Annotated in this window: 18 protein-coding genes and 1 pseudogene; 7 read left to right on the top strand and 12 right to left on the bottom strand. The window is 59.2% G+C overall.

Annotated features, from left to right (window positions below; translation table 11 throughout):
* Positions 1 to 410: 410 nt before the first annotated feature.
* The gene (locus AC1Z24_RS26295) at positions 411 to 1,004 is read right to left on the bottom strand and encodes a GDP-mannose pyrophosphatase (protein ID WP_483743321.1); all 594 of its coding nucleotides are present in this window, start codon (positions 1,002 to 1,004) and stop codon (positions 411 to 413) included.
* Positions 1,005 to 1,122: 118 nt separating this feature from the next.
* On the opposite strand from AC1Z24_RS26295, the gene AC1Z24_RS26290 reads away from it, so the two are divergent.
* Both AC1Z24_RS26290 and AC1Z24_RS26285 read left to right on the top strand, forming a co-directional pair.
* A complete protein-coding gene (locus AC1Z24_RS26290) occupies positions 1,123 to 1,767 on the top strand; it encodes an MBL fold metallo-hydrolase (protein WP_483743320.1) in 645 nt (214 codons plus the stop codon).
* Between the two features lie 98 nt (positions 1,768 to 1,865).
* Positions 1,866 to 2,567 (top strand): YiaD family glycine zipper/OmpA-like lipoprotein, encoded by a 702-nt coding sequence (locus AC1Z24_RS26285; protein WP_483743319.1) that lies wholly within the window; start codon positions 1,866 to 1,868, stop codon positions 2,565 to 2,567.
* Positions 2,568 to 2,693: 126 nt separating this feature from the next.
* Here the strand turns inward: AC1Z24_RS26285 and AC1Z24_RS26280 are convergent, their stop codons facing one another.
* The 3 genes and pseudogenes from AC1Z24_RS26280 to AC1Z24_RS26270 all read right to left on the bottom strand — a co-directional run bounded on the left by AC1Z24_RS26280 (position 2,694) and on the right by AC1Z24_RS26270 (position 6,223).
* The gene (locus AC1Z24_RS26280) at positions 2,694 to 3,599 is read right to left on the bottom strand and encodes an acyltransferase (RefSeq protein ID WP_483743318.1); all 906 of its coding nucleotides are present in this window, start codon (positions 3,597 to 3,599) and stop codon (positions 2,694 to 2,696) included.
* Positions 3,600 to 3,677: 78 nt separating this feature from the next.
* On the bottom strand, positions 3,678 to 5,768 hold the full coding sequence (pta, locus tag AC1Z24_RS26275; RefSeq protein ID WP_483743317.1) for a phosphate acetyltransferase: 2,091 nt from the start codon (positions 5,766 to 5,768) through the stop codon (positions 3,678 to 3,680).
* A gap of 96 nt (positions 5,769 to 5,864) precedes the next feature.
* Positions 5,865 to 6,223 (bottom strand): annotated as a pseudogene (locus AC1Z24_RS26270) (DUF3565 domain-containing protein).
* Between AC1Z24_RS26270 and AC1Z24_RS26265 the strand changes: the two are divergent.
* The 3 genes from AC1Z24_RS26265 to AC1Z24_RS26255 all read left to right on the top strand — a co-directional run bounded on the left by AC1Z24_RS26265 (position 6,192) and on the right by AC1Z24_RS26255 (position 8,639).
* Complete coding sequence (locus AC1Z24_RS26265; protein WP_413299764.1) at positions 6,192 to 6,677, top strand: FKBP-type peptidyl-prolyl cis-trans isomerase; 486 nt, start codon at positions 6,192 to 6,194, stop codon at positions 6,675 to 6,677. The pseudogene AC1Z24_RS26270 and the gene AC1Z24_RS26265 sit on opposite strands and share 32 nt — an antisense overlap.
* Before the next feature lie 121 nt (positions 6,678 to 6,798).
* A complete protein-coding gene (locus AC1Z24_RS26260; protein ID WP_483743316.1) occupies positions 6,799 to 7,281 on the top strand; it encodes a glutathione peroxidase in 483 nt (160 codons plus the stop codon).
* A 254-nt stretch (positions 7,282 to 7,535) separates the two neighbouring features.
* A complete protein-coding gene (locus AC1Z24_RS26255) occupies positions 7,536 to 8,639 on the top strand; it encodes an NADH:flavin oxidoreductase (RefSeq protein ID WP_483743315.1) in 1,104 nt (367 codons plus the stop codon).
* Between the two features lie 15 nt (positions 8,640 to 8,654).
* On the opposite strand, the gene AC1Z24_RS26250 is transcribed toward AC1Z24_RS26255, so the two are convergent.
* Together AC1Z24_RS26250 and cysZ are read right to left on the bottom strand one after the other, a co-directional pair.
* The gene (locus tag AC1Z24_RS26250) at positions 8,655 to 9,860 is read right to left on the bottom strand and encodes a glycosyltransferase family 4 protein (RefSeq protein WP_483746720.1); all 1,206 of its coding nucleotides are present in this window, start codon (positions 9,858 to 9,860) and stop codon (positions 8,655 to 8,657) included.
* Positions 9,861 to 10,278: 418 nt separating this feature from the next.
* Positions 10,279 to 11,028: a sulfate transporter CysZ gene (gene cysZ, locus AC1Z24_RS26245; protein WP_483743314.1), complete on the bottom strand. Its 750-nt coding sequence runs from the start codon at positions 11,026 to 11,028 to the stop codon at positions 10,279 to 10,281.
* 265 nt (positions 11,029 to 11,293) lie between these two features.
* On the opposite strand from cysZ, the gene AC1Z24_RS26240 reads away from it, so the two are divergent.
* Both AC1Z24_RS26240 and trxB read left to right on the top strand, forming a co-directional pair.
* Complete coding sequence (locus tag AC1Z24_RS26240; protein WP_413299772.1) at positions 11,294 to 11,893, top strand: peroxiredoxin; 600 nt, start codon at positions 11,294 to 11,296, stop codon at positions 11,891 to 11,893.
* Positions 11,894 to 12,018: 125 nt separating this feature from the next.
* Entirely contained in the window at positions 12,019 to 12,981 is a 963-nt protein-coding gene (gene trxB / locus AC1Z24_RS26235) for a thioredoxin-disulfide reductase (RefSeq protein WP_483743313.1), read from the top strand.
* Between the two features lie 202 nt (positions 12,982 to 13,183).
* Here trxB and AC1Z24_RS26230 read toward each other — a convergent pair whose 3' ends face one another.
* From AC1Z24_RS26230 to AC1Z24_RS26205, 6 genes are all read right to left on the bottom strand, one after another.
* Positions 13,184 to 13,525, bottom strand: coding sequence for a HopJ type III effector protein (locus tag AC1Z24_RS26230; RefSeq protein WP_483743312.1), 342 nt, complete (start codon positions 13,523 to 13,525; stop codon positions 13,184 to 13,186).
* Positions 13,518 to 13,814: a DUF1244 domain-containing protein gene (locus AC1Z24_RS26225; RefSeq protein WP_483743311.1), complete on the bottom strand. Its 297-nt coding sequence runs from the start codon at positions 13,812 to 13,814 to the stop codon at positions 13,518 to 13,520. The genes AC1Z24_RS26230 and AC1Z24_RS26225 overlap by 8 nt, the downstream gene beginning before the upstream one ends.
* A gap of 58 nt (positions 13,815 to 13,872) precedes the next feature.
* Entirely contained in the window at positions 13,873 to 14,244 is a 372-nt protein-coding gene (gene folX, locus AC1Z24_RS26220; RefSeq protein WP_413299778.1) for a dihydroneopterin triphosphate 2'-epimerase, read from the bottom strand.
* A 2-nt stretch (positions 14,245 to 14,246) separates the two neighbouring features.
* A complete protein-coding gene (folE, locus tag AC1Z24_RS26215; RefSeq protein WP_483743310.1) occupies positions 14,247 to 14,807 on the bottom strand; it encodes a GTP cyclohydrolase I FolE in 561 nt (186 codons plus the stop codon).
* A gap of 20 nt (positions 14,808 to 14,827) precedes the next feature.
* On the bottom strand, positions 14,828 to 15,538 hold the full coding sequence (gene folM, locus AC1Z24_RS26210) for a dihydromonapterin reductase (protein WP_483743309.1): 711 nt from the start codon (positions 15,536 to 15,538) through the stop codon (positions 14,828 to 14,830).
* Positions 15,539 to 15,748: 210 nt separating this feature from the next.
* Positions 15,749 to 16,318: an antibiotic biosynthesis monooxygenase gene (locus tag AC1Z24_RS26205; protein ID WP_483743308.1), complete on the bottom strand. Its 570-nt coding sequence runs from the start codon at positions 16,316 to 16,318 to the stop codon at positions 15,749 to 15,751.
* Between the last annotated feature and the right edge of the window lie 210 nt (positions 16,319 to 16,528).

Raw genomic sequence — 16,528 nt, 5'->3', positions numbered from 1 at the left:
ACTGCATGCTCGCTGAACGTGTTGACTGACTGGCAACCAGTACTGCAATCATTGGGCTATGCACTGAGTGATAAGCGATGTGAAAATGTCCTATCGCCATATGGTTCCACCTTGAAAGCCAAGCCCGCGGCACTGGTTGCGTAGTGCCAGTATAAGCGGCGGTATGTGAAAAAAACACGAAGTTTTATAGCGATAAGTGAAGCGATGTAGGTATTTATTTTTTATCAAAATCAAGTGTTTAATAATGTATCTGTTTTGACGTCAAATTATTGATGTTATAGCTGTCCGGCAATAGCGATGTTTTCAGTTTAAATAAGACGCGGTCTTGATCGCGTTGCCGCTACGGTTGAGGTTACAACAAACTCCGTAGCGGCCTGGTGAACTGTTTGGCTCAAGAGCAAGTTGAGGCTTCAGCCTCCATGAGCGTGATTGATCAGCCGTAGTTGCAGATATTGCAGCAGCATGATGGTCTTGCCATCGACAATATCGCCCCTGCCAATCATGGCGATGGCTTCGTCGAAACCCAACTCCAGCACTTCGATATCCTCGCCTTCCTCGGCCAGACCGCCACCGCTATTGATGCGATCGCCCGGTTGGTACTGGCCGATGAAGAAGTGGATGCGCTCGGTGACGGAGCCCGGGCTCATGAACGCCTCGAAAATCTTCTCGATGGCGCCGATCCGGTAACCGGTTTCCTCTTCGGCCTCAAGGCGGATGCGTTCTTCTGGGCTGGCGTTGTCCAGCAGTCCTGCGGCGGACTCGATCAGATAGCCGCTGTGGCCGTTGACGAATGTCGGCATGCGAAACTGCCGGATCAGCAGTACCGTGCGCTGCTCCAGGTTATACAGCAGGATCGTCGCGCCGTTGCCACGGTCATACACCTCCCGCGTCTGCGCTTGCCAACTGCCATCGCGGCGGCGCAGGTCGAAGCTGTATTTCTTCAGCAGGTACCAGTTGTCCGAGAGGGTTTCTTCGGCGGTGATACGGATCGGGCTGTCTTGCATGGCGGGTCCTTTGGCGGGCAGTGAACAGTGTTTTGATCATACTGCGCCTTGAAAGGTCAGGGCAGTTGGCGTCAATCTTCGCTTCTGAATCGCAAAAAAAGTTGCCCCAGGACATCTGATGAACCCTATAAAGCCCACCCTGATCCGCGAAACCTTCCCCGTCGGCCCTTTGCAGTGCAACTGCACCATCATCGGCGACCCCGTTACCAAACAGGCCATTGTGGTCGATCCGGGCGGCAATCATGAGTTGATCCTCGCGCGGCTGGAGGCGTTGGGGTTGAAGGTAGTGAGCATCATTCATACCCATGCGCACCTGGATCACTTCCTGGCATCGGGGCAACTGAAGGAGAAGACCGGGGCGACGCTGCATCTGCACAAGGAGGATCAATTCCTGTGGGACAACCTCGAAATGCAATGTCAGATGTTTCGCGTGCCTTATGTCCCCGTGCCGTCCCCGGACCGCTGGCTGGCCGATGACGAAGAGCTGGCCTGTGGTTGCGGCGTGGCGATTCATACACCGGGGCATACGCCAGGGTCGATGAGTTTCTGGTTTGCCGAGGCCAAATTGTTGATTGCCGGGGACACGCTGTTTCGTCGCGGGGTCGGGCGGACCGATTTGTGGGGCGGGGATCAGGCGACCATTGTGCGCTCGATTAAGCAGCGCCTGTATACCCTTGATGAAGATGCGACCGTGGTGGCAGGGCATGGTCCTGACACGCGATTGGGCGACGAGATGCGTGAAAATCCTTTCATCCGCGCGTAGGGAATCGTTCAGGTGGTGTTAAGGAATTTTTGACGGCTTCAATGCTCTAATTCCGGTATTGGGCGCTAGCCCTGTGCCAGTAGAGTCAGGAGCCGTACATGTTTTTTACTTCGCGTCATTTGATTGTTGTTGCTACCGCTGTTGCCCTGCTATCCGGCTGCGCATCGCCTAATCCTTACGACAATCAGGGCCAGGCGCAAAACTCCCCAGGCATGAGCAAAACCGCCAAGTATGGTGGTCTGGGTGCGCTGGCGGGTGCCATTGCCGGTGCCGCGATCGACCACAACAACCGCGGCAAGGGCGCCCTGATCGGCGCTGCAGTGGTGGGTGCCGGTGCTGCCGGTTACGGCTATTACGCTGACAAGCAGGAAGCTGCATTGCGTGCCAGCATGGCCAATACCGGCGTCGAAGTGCAGCGTCAGGGCGACCAGATCAAACTGATCATGCCCGGCAATATCACCTTTGCCACCGACTCCTCGGCCATTGCCAGCAGCTTCTATTCGCCGCTGAATAACCTCGCGGGATCGCTGCGCCAGTTCAATCAGAACAACATTGAAATCGTCGGTTACACCGATAGCACCGGCAGCCGTCAGCACAACATGGATCTGTCGGTTCAGCGCGCCCAGAGCGTTGCAACTTACCTGACCTCCCAGGGCGTCGACGGCACTCACCTGTCAGTGCGCGGCGCCGGCCCCGATCAGCCGATTGCCAGTAACGCCGACGTCAACGGCCGGGCGCAGAATCGTCGGGTAGAGGTCAATCTGAAGCCGATTCCAGGGCAGCAATACCAACAGCAATAATGCCTGCAGGCCTCATGCAGCTTGATGTGGGAGCGGATTTATCCGCGAAAGGGGCGGGTACATTTCATGGGTATGCTGCCTATTCGCGAATGAATTCTCCCACATATTCGCCCCCGCAGCTTTGCATCAACCCTTCTTTGGATACTGTTGGTGCAACTGCCCCAGCAATTGGTCCTTCTCTTCCCACAGCCGGTTGATCCACTGCTGGAATTCCAGGCGGTAGGCCTCGTCCTGGTCGTAGCTCTTGCCGATGAATTGCGCAGGAATCTGCACTTCTTCGAAATGCACGACCACTTCATTGACCTTGCCGCACAGCAGGTCCCAGTAACCGGAGCGTCCATTTGGATAGTGGATGGTGACGTTGATGATCGACTCCAGCTGATCGCCCATGGCATCCAGTACGAACGCAATGCCGCCGGCTTTGGGCTTGAGCAAGTAGCGGAACGTTGATTTCTGCTGCGCATGCTTGCCGGGGGTAAAGCGCGTGCCCTCGGCGAAGTTGAAGATGCCTACCGGGTTATGACGGAACTTGTCGCAGGTGCGGCGAGTGGTTTCCAGGTCCTTGCCTTTCTTTTCCGGATGTTTTTCCAGATAGGCCTTGGAGTAACGCTTCATGAACGGAAAGCCCAGAGCCCACCACGCGAGACCGATCACCGGCACCCAGATCAGCTCTTGCTTGAGGAAGAATTTCAGCGGGCGGATGCGGCGATTGAGCACGTATTGCAGCACCATGATATCGACCCAGCTCTGGTGGTTGCTGGTCACCAGGTAAGAGTGCTGATAGTCAAGCCCCCGCAGGCCGCTGAGGTGCCAGCGTGTGCCGCCGAGCAGGTTCATCCAGCCTTTGTTATTGCTGATCCAGGCCTCATGAATGTGACTCATCAGCCAGTCGGTGAAGCGCTGGGCGGCGGGGAAGGGCAGGCACAGCTTGAAGATCGCGACGATAAACAGCGGGGTACAGCACACCACTGTATTGAGCGCCAAAAGCAGCGAGGCGAGGACGCCGCGCAAAGGTGCTGGCAAGAAATCCATGGCGGATCGAACTCCGGATAAAAGACATGTGCCGTCGGTGTCGAGCCGACGGCATTGTTATTGTGGGTGAGAAGTGTGTCAGGAAAGCTTGTCTGCCTGAATCGCTGTCAATGCGATGGTGTAGACGATGTCATCGACCTGGGCGCCCCGAGGCAGATCGTTCACCGGCTTGCGCAGGCCTTGCAGCATCGGGCCGAGGCTGACGCAATCGGCGCTGCGTTGCACGGCCTTGTAGGTGGTGTTGCCGGTATTCAGGTCGGGGAACACGAATACCGTGGCGCGACCGGCTACCTGGCTGTCCGGCGCCAGTTGCCGGGCGACGTTCTCGTTGTGGGCGGCATCGTATTGCAGTGGCCCATCGATCAGCAGGTCACGCTGGGCTTCCTTGGCCAGCAAAGTGGCTTCGCGGACCTTCTCCACTTCTTCACCGCTGGCCGAGTTGCCACTGGAATAACTGATCATCGCCACCCGTGGCGCAATGCCGAACGCAATGGCCGAGTCGGCGCTCTGCTGGGCGATTTCCGCAAGTTCCGCAGCGCTTGGGTGCGGGTTCATGATGCAGTCGCCATAGACCAGCACCTGCTCCGGAAACAGCATGAAAAACACCGAAGACACCAGGGTGCAGCCCGGCGCGGTCTTGATCAGTTGCAGGGCCGGGCGGATGGTGTTGGCGGTGGAGTGAACCAGGCCCGAGACCAGGCCATCGACTTCGTCCAGCGCCAGCATCATGGTGCCGATCACCACCGGGTCTTCCAGTTGCTGCTCGGCCATGGGGGCGTTGAGGCTCTTGCTCTTGCGCAGCTCGACCATCGGCGCGACATAACGCTCACGAATCAGCTCCGGATCAAGAATCTCCAGCCCCGGCGGCAGCTCGATGCCCTGGGCCTGGGCCACGGCGTAGACTTCTTCCGGCTTGGCCAGCAGCACGCAACGGGCGATACCTCGGGCCTGGCAGATGGCCGCCGCCTGGACCATGAACGGCTCGGCGCCTTCGGGCAGCACGATGCGTTTTTTGGCCGCCTGGGCGCGCTGGATCAGTTGATAGCGGAATACCGCTGGCGACAAGCGCAGTTCCCTTGGTGTGCCGCAACGCTGGTGCAGCCAGTTGGCGTCCAGGTGGCTGGCGACGAAATCGGTGATGACCTCGGCGCGCTCGCGGTCATCGATGGGGATTTCCTTGTTCAGCTGATTGAGCTGGTTGGCGGTGTCGTAGGAACCGGTGCTCACCGACAGCACCGGCAACCCGGCCTGCAACGCTCCACGGCACAGGTCCATGATGCGCGGGTCGAGCATGGTGTCACTGGTCAGCAGCAGGCCCGCCAGGGGCACGCCGTTGAGGGTCGCCAGGCTGACGGCGAGGATAATGTCGTCGCGATCGGCCGGGGTTACCACCAGCACGCCCGGCTTGAGCAGTTGCAGGGTATTGAGCACGGTGCGGGCGCACAGAATGATTTTGGACATGCGCCGTGTTTCGTAGTCCCCGGCGTTGATCACCTGGGCGCCGAGCAACTCGGCCACGTCGCGGGTGCGCGGCGCGTTGAGATCGGCCTGGAACGGAATGCAGCCGAGCAGACGGAAATCACCGTTACGCAGCAGCGGCGAATGCTCCTTCAGGCGCGTGGCGAAGGCCTCCATGCTTTCATCGGTACGCACTTTGTTGAGGATCACGCCGAGGACTTTCGGGTCCTTGGGGCCGCCAAACAATTGCGCCTGCAACTCGACCCGTCCGGACAGTTCGGTCAGTACTTCGTTTTCCGGCGCCGACACCAGGATCACCTCGGCATCCAGGGCCTTGGCCAGGTGCAGGTTGACCCGCGCGGCATAGCTGGCGTGACGGGTCGGGACCATGCCTTCGACGATCAGCACGTCCTTGCCCACTGCGGCCTCTTGATAGAGGTTGATGATCTCCTCCAGCAGCTCGTCCAGCTGACCATCGCCGAGCATCCGTTCGACATGGGCCAGGCCCAGGGGCTTGGGCGGTTTCAGGCCATGGGTACGGGCGACCAGTTCGGTGGAGCGTTCCGGGCCGAGATCACCGGGATGCGGCTGGGCGATGGGCTTGAAAAAACCGACTTGCAGGCCGGCGCGCTCCAGGGTGCGTACCAGGCCGAGGCTGATGGAAGTCAAACCCACACCAAAGTCGGTCGGGGCGATAAAGAAAGTCTGCATGCGGGCTTCTCGGTATGAGCAGTGCAAGGGGCTGACCGGCAAGTCGCCAGCCAAGGCCAATCGAAAAAGACTCTGACGTCGTCGAGTTGCGGCGCCTTATGAACCTAGGTTATCCCGATCCTGCTCCTGAGCGCACCAACCGCAGTCAAAGCGTCGGCCGATTTTTTTTGCCCGTTCGCCAGGATCGAGCACCCAGGCCCGGGATTGCCAGGGCGGCTGGTGGCGCAGATGCTGGGTGTGGCCGCAGGACAACACGGCAACCCAGTGGCCGTCTTCGTCCTGGCGAAAACCCAGGATGGTCGGGGCTTGCAGGGTGCTCATGGGGTATCCGTCGGGGCCGTCTGTCAGAGTTGCGTTCGCTTTCGCGCGAGGGCTTGGTTAAACTGACTCGCTATCCATCAACAAGCAAAAGGTCTTGCCCTCATGTCGATCGCCGCAAACAAGGCTGTCTCCATTGACTATACCCTGACCAACGACGCCGGTGAGGTCATCGACAGTTCTGCTGGCGGTGCGCCGCTGGTTTACCTGCAAGGTGCAGGTAACATCATTCCAGGCCTGGAAAAGGCTCTGGAAGGCAAGAACGTTGGTGATGAACTGGACGTTGCCATCGAGCCTGAAGAGGCTTACGGCGAGTACTCCGCCGAATTGGTCAGCACGCTGAGCCGCAGTATGTTCGAAGGTGTCGACGAGCTGGAAGTCGGCATGCAGTTCCACGCTTCTGCGCCCGATGGCCAGATGCAGATCGTCACCATCCGCGATCTGGATGGCGATGACGTCACCGTTGACGGTAACCACCCCCTGGCTGGTCAGCGCCTGAACTTCAAGGTCAAGGTCATCTCGATTCGTGATGCCAGCCAAGAAGAAATGGCACATGGTCACGTGCATGGCGAAGGCGGTCACCACCACTGATTTGTGCTGCTAAGCTCAGTTAGCTGGCGAGGCGCCCAGACAGGTTTTGTTACAACGCCTCGCGTTGGCATAGCCTGATTGCGGCGCCTTTTTCGTCTGCTGGTTTTTTCGGGAGTTCGCCATGAGTGCTTTTCACGACCTCAAACTAGAAGCTCTGGATGGCAAGGAACTGCCGCTCACGCCCCTCAAGGGCAAAGTGGTACTGGTGGTCAACGTCGCTTCCAAATGCGGCCTGACGCCTCAGTATGCCGCGCTGGAAGTGCTTTATCAGACCTACAAGGACAAAGGCTTCAGCGTCCTTGGCCTGCCATGCAACCAGTTTGCCGGGCAAGAGCCGGGCACCGAGGCCGAGATTCAGGAGTTTTGCAGCCTCAACTACGGCGTAAGCTTTCCGTTGGGCGGCAAGCTCGAGGTCAATGGCCCGCATCGTCATCAGCTCTATCGCTTGCTGGCGGGTGAAGGTGCCGAGTTTCCAGGGGATATCACCTGGAACTTCGAAAAATTTCTGGTCGGCAAGGACGGTCGGGTACTGGCGCGCTTTTCGCCACGTACGGCGCCTGATGATCCGAGCGTGATCCAGGCTATCGAGAAAGCTCTGCACTGATTCCCCGGCTGCCTGCAATCATCTGAATTCTGTAGGAGCTGCCGAAGGCTGCGAATGGTTCAATCTGATGGACCGCCTTCGCAGCCTTCGGCAGCTCCTACCTGAATGGTGTTTGCGTCGAGAGCTCCCAACACCGGCTTCTACAGCACAATCACGCTAATCAATAGTGCTGTCCCACTCAATTGTCCGGTCTTATCCTGCTCCTCTATGTTGGCGCCATGCGCCTGTCGAATCGACCTTTCGAGGAGCGTCCCATGCCTGTAAAAGCCCTGTTCCAGCCATTCCGACTGGGCAGCCTGGAGTTGTCTTCCCGTGTGGTCATGGCGCCCATGACGCGCTCGTTTTCCCCTGGCCATGTGCCTAATTCCAAGGTCATCGAGTACTACCGTCGTCGCGCGGCGGCGGGCGTTGGCCTGATCGTCACCGAAGGCACCACGGTTGGTCACAAGGCTTCCAACGGTTATCCGAATGTCCCGCAATTCTTCGGCGAAGCGCCGTTGGCCGGCTGGAAGAAAGTGGTAGATGCGGTGCATGGCGAAGGCGGCAAGATTGTCCCGCAGCTCTGGCATGTGGGCGCGGTGCGCCGTCTGGGCACCGAGCCGGATGGCGAAGTCCCGGCCTATGGCCCGATGGAGAAGCTCAAGGACGGCAAGGTGCTGGTCCATGGCATGACCCAGCAGGATATCGATGAGGTCATCGCCTCATTCGCCCAGGCTGCCAGCGACGCCAAGGCCATCGGTATGGATGGCGTGGAGATCCATGGCGCCCACGGTTATCTGGTTGACCAGTTCTTCTGGGAAGGCTCCAACCAGCGCACCGACGGTTACGGTGGCAGCCTGGCCAATCGCTCGCGCTTTGCCATCGAACTGATCCACGCCGTACGCGCGGCGGTAGGGCCGGACTATCCGATCATCTTCCGCTTCTCCCAGTGGAAGCAGCAGGATTACAGCGCACGCCTGGTACAGACTCCGGAAGCCCTTGGCGAATTCCTCAAGCCACTGTCTGACGCTGGCGTGGACATTTTCCACTGCTCGACACGCCGTTTCTGGGAGCCTGAGTTCGAAGGTTCCGACCTCAACCTGGCCGGCTGGACCCGCCAGTTGACCGGTAAGCCGACCATCACCGTGGGCAGCGTCGGCCTGGATGGCGAGTTCCTGCAATTCATGGTCAACACCGACAAGGTCGCGCAACCGGCCAGCCTGGAAAACCTGCTGGAGCGCCTGGGCAAGAACGAATTCGATCTGGTGGCGGTAGGCCGTGCGCTGCTGGTTGATCCGGATTGGGCGGTGAAGGTCCGTGACGGTCGTGAGCAGGACATCCTGCCGTTCAGCCGTGAAGCGCTGACCACCCTGGTCTGACGTCGGCAGACACGATCACGGCTTGCCGCTGGCAGCCGTGGTCGACCCGCCGATCATCCTTTCTGCGCCGAACGCTTCATTGGCCGGGCAGACATTGTGCAAATGCCGCTCGAACATATCGATCACCGCGCCCCAACCCTGACGGCTGGCATGGCGCCGTGCGTTCAGGCGCACGGTGCGAAGGGTCTCGCTGTTATCCAGCATCCAGCACGCCGCATCGATAAAGGCTTCCTCGTCCCCTGGCATCGCCAGCGCGCCGTTGTGCCCGTGGCGGATATGCTGGGCTGCGGCTGCTTCATCATAGGCCACCACGGCCAGGCCAGAGGCCAGCGCTTCGAGCACGACGTTACCGAAGGTCTCGGTCAGGCTCGGAAAGATAAACAGATCCCCTGACGCATAATGCGTGGCCAAGGCTTCGCCACGTTGCGTGCCACAGAAAATAGCCTCGGGCATCTGCTGTTCAAGCAAGCCACGTTGCGGCCCGTCACCGATGATCACCAGTTTCAGGCAGCGCTCAGGGTGGGTGGTTTGCAGGGCCTCGAAACTGGATTTGAGCAGGCCGAGATTCTTTTCCTGAGCCAGCCTGCCGACATGCAGCACGACAATATCATCTGCCGTCAGCCCCCAACTTTCACGCAGGCTTTGCGAGCGTTTGGCCGGATGAAACAGTTGGCTGTCGACACCCCGGGCCAGTAACTCGATCCGTTCGAAACCGCGCCGCTCCAGTTCCATCTTCTGACTGACGCTAGGCACCAGGGTCACCCGCGAGCGGTTATGGAACCAGCGCAGGTAATGGGTCAGCAGCCGCGTGATAAAGCCCATGCCGTAGGGGCGCGTGTATTGCTGGAAGTTGGTGTGAAAACCACTGATCACTGCAATCCCCAGCCGCCGTGCCGCCCGCAGCGCCGACAGCCCCAGCGGTCCTTCAGTGGCGATATACAGCACATCCGGGCGCTGCCGTTGCCAGCGCCGCAACAATTTGTGCATCGACGACTGGCCCCATTGCAGCCCCGGATAACCCGGAATCGGCCAGCCTCGACACAACATCAGATCATCCGCCGCGACAAACCCCGTCTCCGCGCTCTGTCGCGGCCGGATCAACTCGACCCGATGCCCGCGCAAACGCAACCCGTCACACAGCCGTCCCAGGGTATTGGCGACGCCATTGATTTCCGGGCTGAAGGTTTCGGTGATGAGGGTGACGTGCAGGATTTTACTCATGACCTCAGTGTCGACTTGTTGCATTTCGTTTCTGTGGCTTGTGGATGATGGATTTGTGACGGATTTGCGAAAGGGCTGTGATGCTCTGATCCAGGTATCTGAGAGCCTTCCGGTAGCGCCTGACACTCCGCTGTAGTGCAGCGAACACAGAACTCGTGGGATCGGCTTGTCGGATCGCCGCACCGTGGCGATCGAGTGCGAAGCGCATCGCAAAGATGCCACTGCCTGATCTCACGCCAAAAGTGCCAGGACCTGATAAATACCTTGCAATGTCTCGGCGATTTATTGCCTATCGTCGTCGTTATTTGCCGATATGTTATTTGTTCTTTCTAGTGCATAGGGTGTTTGTATTTGTTATGTAGGAATATTCCAGAACTAAAAAAGGCCCAATCAAGGGCCTTTATCGCTACACCGAAGTTTATTTGGCACCCAGCGCTTCAGCCCCATTCTCACGGACCCAGAACAAGGTGGCCCCAGCCACCGCCGCCGGCATCATCAGGATATTGACCACGGGAATCAGCAGCGCCAGGTAGACGATGCCGCCGAAGCTCATGCTCTGCCAGCGTTTCTGCCGCAGCCAGGCGAGCATTTCGTTCCAGCCCAGTTTATGGTTGTCCGCTGGGTAGTCGATGTACTGGATGGCCATCATCCAGATACCGAAGACCAGCCACAACGGCGTGGCGATCAGGTTGACCACGGGGATAAAGGACAGGATGAACAGGCCGATGGTGCGCGGCAGGAAATAACCCAGCTTGCGCATTTCCCGGCCGAAGGTGCGGGGCACCATCTCGATCAGTTCGGCCCAACTGAAGGAAGGGAAATCGTCGGTGCCACGGATCACCACCTCGACCTTTTCCGAAAGAAAGCCGTTGAATGGCGCGGCGATGACGTTGGCGATCATGGTGAAGGTGAAGAACACCATCAGCAGGACCAGCACGACGAACAGCGGCCAGAGGATGTAGTTGAGGAAGCTCAGCCAGTGGGGCAGGGTCGGCATGAAGGTGTCGACCCACATTTCGAACTGGTGCACGGCCAGATAGATCAGGCCGCTGAACAGGATCAGGTTGATCGCCAGGGGCAGCAGGACAAAGAGTCGCAGACCGGGGCTGAGAACCAGTTTCAGGCCTTCGCGCAGGTATTGCGGGCCCGATAGAGCGGGAGCAGGCATGACAGCCTCCAAACGGTGGAAAACCGCCCGACCTTACCGGCTTTGCCTGGGGCTTGAAAGGGGATCTGAAAGCGCTGGAGCATTCGCCATCTGGAGCGGCTGAGCCTAGAGTCAGACGGACAGGCGTTTGTAACAGTTTGTAGGGATAGCGCTTGCCTATAAGGTGGATTGTAAAACGATATTTCCTTAATCTTTGCGGTCTCTATAAGCTGCCCGACAACTTATTAACCCTTTCCTTTTAACCTTGAACCTCCAAGGAGATGTCATGAGCGTACTGGTAAACAAGCAGGCCCCGGATTTCGATGCTGCGGCAGTACTGGGTGATGGCTCCATCGTCGACAGCTTCAAGCTGTCCTCCCTGCGCGGCAAGTACGTGGTGCTGTTTTTCTGGCCTCTGGACTTCACCTTTGTCTGCCCGTCGGAAATCATTGCCCACGACAACCGCATCGCCAAGTTCCGCGATCTGGGTGTGGAAGTGGTCGGTGTGTCCATCGACTCGCAGTTCACTCACCATGCCTGGCGCAGCACCCCGGTGGCCAAGGGTGGCATCGGCGAAGTGCAGTTCACCATGGTGGCTGACGTCAAACACGAAATCACCCGTGCCTACGGCATCGAGCACGACGACGGCGTCGCCCTGCGCGCTTCGTTCCTGATCGACAAGGCCGGTGTGGTTCAGCATCAGGTGGTGAACAACCTGCCACTGGGCCGTGACGTGGACGACATGGTGCGTCTGGTCGAAGCCCTGCAATTCACTGAAGAGCACGGCGAAGTCTGCCCTGCCGGCTGGCGTCCAGGCCAGAAAGGCATGAAGGCCGACGCCCAGGGCGTGGCTGACTACCTGGCCGAGAACGCCACCAGCCTGTAACACCTTCGCTGCGGCCGAGGTCGCAGCGTCAATACTTTCAGGGTTGCCGGGCCGATATTTGGCAGCCCTTATTCATACAGCCGTTCCGACCACGGCTTTAGATGGCCGGTCGATAGGAGTGTGTCATGTCTGATGTACGTCATTCCCGAGTGATTATTCTCGGCTCCGGCCCTGCCGGTTATAGCGCGGCGGTGTATGCCGCCCGTGCCAACCTCAAGCCGCTGCTGATCACTGGCATGCAGGCTGGCGGTCAATTGACTACCACCACCGAAGTCGATAACTGGCCCGGTGATGTCCACGGCCTGACTGGCCCGGTGCTGATGGAGCGGATGCGCGAGCACGCCGAGCGTTTTGAAACCGAAATCGTCTTCGACCATATCAACGCTGTCGATCTGGCAGGCAAGCCGTTCAGCCTCAAGGGCGACAGCGGTACCTACACCTGCGACGCGCTGATCATCGCCACTGGCGCCAGCGCGCGTTACCTGGGCCTGCCATCGGAAGAGACCTTCATGGGCAAGGGCGTTTCTGCCTGTGCCACCTGTGACGGCTTCTTCTACCGCAACCGCGAGGTCGCGGTGGTCGGTGGCGGCAACACCGCAGTGGAAGAGGCGCTGTACTTGGCCAATATCGCCAGCAAGGTGACTCTGGTTCACCGTCGCGAGACCTTCCGCGCCGAGAAGATCCTGATCGACAAGCTGCACGCCCGTGTTGCTGAAGGCAAGATCGAACTCAAGCTCAACGCCACCCTGGACGAAGTGCAGGGTGACAATATGGGCGTGACCGGTGCGCGCCTGAAAAACAACGACGGCAGCTTCGCCGAGCTGAAAGTCGATGGTGTGTTCATTGCCATTGGCCATACCCCGAACACTTCACTGTTCGACGGTCAACTGGCGCTCAAAGACGGCTATCTGGTAGTTCAGGGCGGCCGTGAAGGCAATGCGACTGCAACCAGCGTTGACGGTGTCTTCGCCGCAGGCGACGTGGCTGACCACGTTTACCGTCAGGCGATCACCTCGGCCGGCGCTGGCTGCATGGCGGCACTGGACGTGGAGCGTTATCTGGACGGCCTGGCCAACGCCTCGTTCTGATTGCGTTCGGCATTAACAAAAAAACCGGCTCAGGCCGGTTTTTTTGTGGGTTACGGCAGTACGCCGCAAAATATTTGAATTGAAATGCTGTGGGACCGGCTTCAGCCGGGAAAGGGTCGGTACAGCCGCTGCATTTGCTTGATCAGTGACGCCGTCTTCCCGGCTAAAGCCGGTCCCACATGGGTCCTGTGTTCGTTCAGGTTCAGCCCTTGCGCGTCAGCGGCTCACCACTGAACTTGACCCCGGCCAGGCCATGGGCAATCAACGCACGAATATTGCCGTGGTCGCTGCCCTCAGGCGTGGCCTTGACCGAGCGATAGTGTTCGCCAAAGGCGAGCAGGGCTTCTTCGTCGCTCAGGCCTTCGAGCAGGGCCAGGCCCAGGGTCTTGCACGAACCTTCGTTCTGCCCGGCGGCGTTGTCCATGGGGCCGTTGCTGAAGGCCTGGGGCTGATAATCGTAGTGGTCGGCAACAAAGGCCAGGGTGTCGGCGAAGGCGTGTTCGCCGCTGCGCAGGCTGCTACGCAGGGTGTTCAGGTCAGTCATGTTTCGGTTCCTTGGTGAACGCGGCTTGTTGCTCGGCGCTGGCTTCTTTCTGGTACTGGGCTTTCCACTCGCTGTACGGCATGCCGTAGACCACTTCGCGGGCGTCATCGAGGCTCAGCTCGATGTGTTTTTCATCGGCGGCAGCCTTGTACCACTTGGACAGGCAGTTGCGGCAGAAGCCTGAGAGATTCATCAGGTCGATGTTCTGTACGTCCTTGCGGCTGTCCAGATGGGCGACCAGGCGGCGGAAGGCGGCGGCTTCGAGTTCGAGACGTTCTTGGTCGGTCATGATCGGGGGCTCTGGTTCGTAAGTCGTGTGCGGGCTGAGGGCGCGGATGATAAAAGTTTCAGCGGCGTCCCGCCAAGGTAATCGACACCGACTCGGCAAAGCGCAGGGCGTGGGGCTTGTCGACTTCCACTTCGGCGTAGGACACCTCGGCGTGGCTCATCACCAAGTCCAGTACTTCCTGGGTCAGGCGCTCGAGCAGGGCGAAGCGGTTGCCTTCCACATGCTGAATGATGGCCTTGGTGATGGTGCGGTAGTTCAGCGCGTGATCGATATCGTTATCGCGCACGGCTTCCTGAGCGGGATAGAGAATGGTCAGGTTGATCAGCACATCCTGCTTGTTGATGATCTCGTCTTCGTTGATGCCAATGAACGTGCGCAGGCGCAGATCCTTGACCCGAATGCGTGCGGTTCCCGGTTCCAGTGTGGGCATCGTTATTTGCTCCGTCCGATCAGTTGCAGGAATTCCATGCGGGTGGTGTTGGACTCGCGGAAGGCGCCGAGCATTACCGAGGTGTTCATGGTCGAGTTCTGCTTCTCGACACCGCGCATCATCATGCACATGTGCTGGGCTTCGATAACTACTGCGACGCCAGCGGCGTTAGTCACTTCCTGAATCGCATCGGCGATTTGCCGGGTGAGGTTTTCCTGGATCTGCAGGCGCCGGGCGAACATGTCTACCAGGCGAGCGATCTTCGACAGCCCCAGGACCTTGCCGGTCGGAATGTAGGCCACATGGGCCTTGCCGATAAACGGCAGCAAGTGGTGCTCGCACAACGAGTACAGCTCGATGTCTTTGACGATCACCATCTCGTCGTTGTCAGAGACAAACAGTGCGCCGTTGACGATTTCCTCGATACTTTGTTCGTAACCATGACACAGGTATTGCATGGCCTTGGCGGCGCGTTGCGGGGTGTCCAGCAGGCCTTCACGATCCGGGTTTTCACCCAGACCGACGAGAATTTCGCGGTAGTGCTGAGGCAGGGACAGGGTCATTGAAGGATCCTCGGGGCGGCTTATTTCAGATGCCGTCCGCCGTTAACGGTCAGGGTTGTGCCGGTGACATACGGGCTGTCCAGTAGATAGCGCAGGCTTTGGTAGATCACCTCGGCACCGGGTTCGATACCCATGGCCGACTTGGCCAGGGCCTGGGCGCGGTAGGCCGCGTTGTCCTCGGGTTGAAACATCAGCAGGGCCGGAGCGATGCCGTTGACCTTGATGGCCGGGGCGAAGCGCGCGGCAAACGACAGGGTCAGGCTGTCCAGCCCGGCCTTGGTTGCGCAGTACGCGGTGTGCTTGCTGCTGCCCTTACGGGTCACGTCATCGCTGATATGTACGATGTCAGCGAGCTCGCTGCGCATCAGTAGCTCGGTGCCATGCAGATTGATCAGGTAGGGCGCCAGCATGTGCACGTTGTACATGCGGACAAAGGCTTCGGCTTCGTTGCCGGGCGTCTCGCCGAGCCATTGTGAGGCGTTATGCACAATCGCCCGCAGGCTGTTGGTGTGGGCCTTGAGCGCCTCGATAAAGGCCATGATGCCCGCTTCGCCGGCGAAGTCGGCGTGAATCGCAATGGCCCCTTGCTCACGCAATAACGCGACGCCAGGGCGTTCGCTGCGATAGCTGAATATCACCGGGAAACCATCCGCCAGCAGACGCTGCGCACAATGCAGACCCACGCGCTGGCTGGCGCCGGTGATCAGGATCGGGGCAGAGGCAGGTGCCATTGGGACGCTCACGGGCAAAAAGAGGGTGTACTACGTTGCGAAGGGAATTTTCCTACGTTTGATGGCAAGTTATACCAACGGTCGGCGGCAAACAACCGTGCGTGGGACCGGCTTCAGCCGGGAAGGCGTCAACACGAGCGATACATTTCAGTCGCCTGTCACATTGCCTTCCCGGCTAAAGCCGGTCCCACGTAAAGCGCGCAGGCATGATTAATGCGTCGACGCCGACTCCACAGGCCTTACCGGTGCGGCAGGCGCGCTGTTCAGCCAGGGGGCGAGCAGGCGGGTTGATAGCGGGATAAACAGGAACACCATCAGCGGGGTCAGGACCAGAGTACTGAGCATGATCCGTGGCAGCAGTTCCAGGTGATTGAGCAGCGGGCCGAGCAGGTAGTTGAACAGCAGTGACACGGGGAAGAACGCCAGCCAGATGGCGACGGCCTGTTTCCAGCGCGGCGGGCGTGCATCGGCGGCGCCGAACCAGCCCTCGATACCACTGACCCGACGCTCGGATGGCTGGATAAACATGCCACTGCCGCGCACCAGCCAGGAGCGTCGCGAGGAAGAATGCTCCCAGGCGTGCATGGTTTCGGCGTTGGCGAAACGGAAAATAATCTGGAATTCATCACCGCCAGGAGGCGGGGCCAGGACACCGGACCCCAGGTAGCCGGGAAAATCCGTGGCGAGCTGTTCGCCTTCGTGCAGCCAGCTCATCAGTTCCTGATAGCGGCCATGGGCAACGCGGCGAGCCACCATCAAGGTGACGGGAGAGGTAGACATTGTGTATCTCCAGTAAACGAGTGAGGGTCCCGGATAGGGACGTCACATGACCGGGTGCCGGGGTGTTGGCGCGTGGTCAGTTTTGCAATGGCTTGCGATAGCTTGCCAGGAAAAGCGTGCAAGGATTATTCCTGAAATCCATAAATAAGCCAGTGGTCTTCGTCGCTCCCGGCCTTTGACCTATTTTTCACCATGCAAGCGTACAATGTC

The sequence above is a fragment of the Pseudomonas sp. JL23 genome, from assembly GCF_056933585.1.
The sequence above is the reverse complement of the archived record's forward strand: the minus strand, read 5'-3'. Positions and strand labels throughout refer to the sequence as shown.